Annotated in this window: 4 protein-coding genes; 3 read left to right on the forward strand and 1 reads right to left on the reverse strand. The window is 50.4% G+C overall.

Annotated elements, in window-relative coordinates; all coding sequences use genetic code 11:
• A partial coding sequence (locus Q7V48_03765; protein ID MDO9209852.1) for a SurA N-terminal domain-containing protein occupies positions 1 to 652 on the reverse strand: 652 nt, incomplete at its 3' end.
• A 193-nt stretch (positions 653 to 845) separates the two neighbouring features.
• Here Q7V48_03765 and Q7V48_03770 point away from each other — a divergent pair.
• Genes Q7V48_03770 through Q7V48_03780 form a run of 3 tightly spaced genes read left to right on the forward strand, consistent with a single transcriptional unit; the run spans position 846 to position 3,233 of the window.
• Positions 846 to 1,883 (forward strand): rod shape-determining protein, encoded by a 1,038-nt coding sequence (locus Q7V48_03770; protein MDO9209853.1) that lies wholly within the window; start codon positions 846 to 848, stop codon positions 1,881 to 1,883.
• A 49-nt stretch (positions 1,884 to 1,932) separates the two neighbouring features.
• Positions 1,933 to 2,748, forward strand: coding sequence for a rod shape-determining protein MreC (gene mreC, locus Q7V48_03775; protein MDO9209854.1), 816 nt, complete (start codon positions 1,933 to 1,935; stop codon positions 2,746 to 2,748).
• Positions 2,745 to 3,233, forward strand: coding sequence for a GNAT family N-acetyltransferase (locus tag Q7V48_03780; GenBank protein ID MDO9209855.1), 489 nt, complete (start codon positions 2,745 to 2,747; stop codon positions 3,231 to 3,233). The genes mreC and Q7V48_03780 overlap by 4 nt, the downstream gene beginning before the upstream one ends.
• Positions 3,234 to 3,386 lie beyond the last annotated feature (153 nt).

Raw genomic sequence — 3,386 nt, forward strand, 5'->3', positions numbered from 1 at the left:
CGCGATGTTTGGAAAAGTAAGCCTTCACCTCGTCAGGGGGTGTGGCCATATCCCGGAAGTCCCCAGGGTTGATAAAAAGTCTATCCAGATTCAGCTTCTCGAAATTATCCCGGTAGGCTTCTAAGACTTCTCGATCCGAGACTTTGGCTGAGGAAACGATCAGGTTTTGAACCTTAGAAATCAGGAGCATTTGCTTTTGATTGGCCTCGAATTCCTTGGCGGCCATTCGGATACGCTGGAGAGCGCGAAGGTAGATGTCTTTATCAAAGAATCCTTCCTTCTGGAAGGCCGGATGGTTTTGAATAGAGGCCTGAATCTCTTCGGGAGCCACCCCTAATCCCAGCCGCTGCGCTTCTTGCAGCAGAAGGATTTTATTGATCAAATCTTTTACGGCGCGTTCCTTGAGCCCCAATTTTTTGGCCATCTCCTCGGTGAACTTTTCCCCGTATACAGACTGGTATCTATCCCGCAGGTTCTGATAGTAGGTTCTGGCCTCGGCAATCGTGATGATATGTTTCCCAATCCTCACTAAATCTCGCTCCCTGCTTCCCCCAGGGTTCCAGATTCCCCAGAAAATAAAAACAACGACCACAGCCCCCAAGGCAACTTTGATCATCCAGGATTGGGCGTGTCGCCTCATGAAATCCAGCATACTTCCAATTCCCCTTTCCCAATAATATTAATCATCCTAAATGACCCCGGGGAAAAAGGCAAGTATTTTTCGTTTAATTTTCTTGCTCCAGCCATCGAATTTTGTTAATATATCTGCCTTGGACTCCCCACTTTCCCTTTTTGCAGGGACACGTTCCTTCCCCTCGGGGGTTCCTTAAGAAAGGAGCTGGCCAATGATCTTCGATTCCATCTTGGGCCTATTCTCCAATGATCTGGCGATCGATCTGGGGACGGCCACAACCTTAGTTTATGTTAAGGGTAAAGGGATTGTCCTTTGTGAACCTTCGGTAGTGGCTATCCGTAAGGATTCAAGAGGGGGAAAGAAAATCCTGGCGGTGGGCAAAGAAGCGAAGAGGATGCTTGGCCGGACGCCGGGGAACATCGTAGCCATTCGTCCGATGAAAGATGGAGTCATTGCCGATTTTGAGATCACCGAATCCATGCTCCGTTACTTCATCGCCCAAGTCCATAAAGGCCGGACCCTGGTAAGACCACGCATTATTGTTTCCGTACCTTCGGGGATCACGGAGGTTGAAAAAAGAGCGGTGCGTGAGTCGGCCCAGTCCGCTGGAGCCCGGGAAGTCTACTTGATCGAAGAACCCATGGCTGCGGCTATCGGGGCGGGGCTTCCGGTCAGCGAACCCTCAGGAAATATGATCGTAGACATTGGGGGAGGGACTTCAGAAGTGGCCGTAATCTCCCTCTCGGGAATCGTCTATAGCCAGTCCGTGCGGGTGGGCGGAGACAAAATGGATGAAGCGATTGCGCAGTTTATCAAACGGAAATATAATCTACTCATTGGGGAACGAACCGCGGAGAATGTCAAGATTCAGATCGGAACGGCCTATCCAGAAGAAGAAGTGAAGACCATGGAAATCAAAGGACGGGACCTTGTGGCCGGGAATCCCAAAGTTTTGCAGGTCAACTCCGAGGAAATACGGGAGGCACTGGCCGAACCCATCAATGCCATCCTGGAAGCGATCAAAACCACTTTAGAACGAACCCCGCCGGAGCTTGCCTCCGACATCGTGGACAAAGGAATCATCCTGGCCGGTGGAGGATCCCTGCTCAGAAACCTGGATGTCCTCCTCCGGGAAGAGACCAACCTTCCCGTTACCATCACCGAAGATCCAATTTCAGCGGTGGTTTTAGGATCAGGAAAAGCTTTAGACGAACTCGACATCCTCAAAGAGGTAATGATCAAATCCTGATGGTTTTTGAAGGAAGGGGATGGCCGGTCAACGTTGAACCGGGCTGATAATGGATTGGTTGAAACGTTTCCGCCTTCTTTTTACCGTTTTGCTCTTTCTCTTCCTGGCTGCTCTCATACTCACCCTGCACACCAGAAGCGATCGAGAAACTTCCTTGGTGGAGAAAACCCTCCTGCAGATCTCTTTCCCCCTCCAGCAAAAAACCCAAGGATTCATCCGCTGGCTGAAAGGAGTGGGGGAGCGTTATATTTTTCTCACCCGCGTGCAGCAAGAAAATGAAGCACTGCAACGGAGGGTCAGCGCTTTGCGGCAGGAGAACAATCGCCTCCAGGAAGCCATTTTGGCCCAAGAGCGCCTGACGAAACTGTATCCCTTACAAGCTCAACATCCCTCCCCAGCCATCCTGGCTCAGGTATTCGCCCGTGACCCTTCGAGTTGGTTCAAGACCTTGCTGGTTGACAAGGGAGAAAGGGAAGGCGTATCCAAAAACATGGCCGTAGTAGTTTCCGAAGGAGTCGTGGGTCGGGTAATCGAGGTCTCGGCCAATACGGCCAAAGTACTCTTAGTGACCGACCCCAACAGCGCAGTAGATGTGATCATTCAGCGCTCCCGCGCTCAGGGGATCATGGAGGGAAAAGTGGATGAGTTTGGTATCCTCAAATATGTGCAAAAGAGCGACGACGTTCAGGTTGGTGATAAGGTGATCACTTCCGGTTTAGGAGGAATCTTTCCTAAAGGGTTATTGATTGGCACAGTTACCAAAGTGGAACGAAAGCGCCCGGGCGTTTTCCAATACGTTGAGGTTATCCCCACCGTGGATTTTTCCCGATTGGAAGAAGTTCTCATCCTTGGTGGCGAGCCATGAAGATCCGCGGGATCGAGAAAAAGGATCGGCCTGCGCTGAAAGCCATCCTTAAGGCCCAGGAGCATTTCAAGCCATCAGAAATACAAGTTGCTTTGGAAATTATAGACTTAGCTCTGACGCAACCAAACCAGGGCGACTACAGTATCCGCGTAGCCGAAGGAGAGGATGGAGAAATCCTTGGATACATTTGTTATGGAAAAGCTCCCTTGACGGATGCCACCTATGACCTTTATTGGATCGTGGTCCATCCTGTATCCTGGAATCAAGGGACAGGAACCCTTCTTCTCCGCTATGCCGAGAAAGACCTGGCGCAACGGCAAGCGCGCTTGTTACTCATCGAAACCTCTTCCCTGCCCCCTTATGAATCCCCCCGGGCGTTTTACCTGAAACACGGGTATAAGGAAGTGGCCAGGGTGATGGATTACTATGCGGTAGGAGACCACAAGCTGATTTTCGGCAAAATTCTTACCCCGTGCAGGAGTTAATTACGGGATTCAAGTCGCGGGATACGGGTTACGAGTTGCGGGTTGCGAGTTTTTAACCTGAAGCTTTCAACTGGAAACTGGAAACTTTCAGGGCGGGGTACTCTTTGACAGTGGGCAAAATCATCGTATAATTATAAATAATATTCTAACTAA

The organism is Deltaproteobacteria bacterium (assembly GCA_030654105.1).
Taxonomy (GTDB): Bacteria; Desulfobacterota; SM23-61; order SM23-61; family SM23-61; genus JAHJQK01.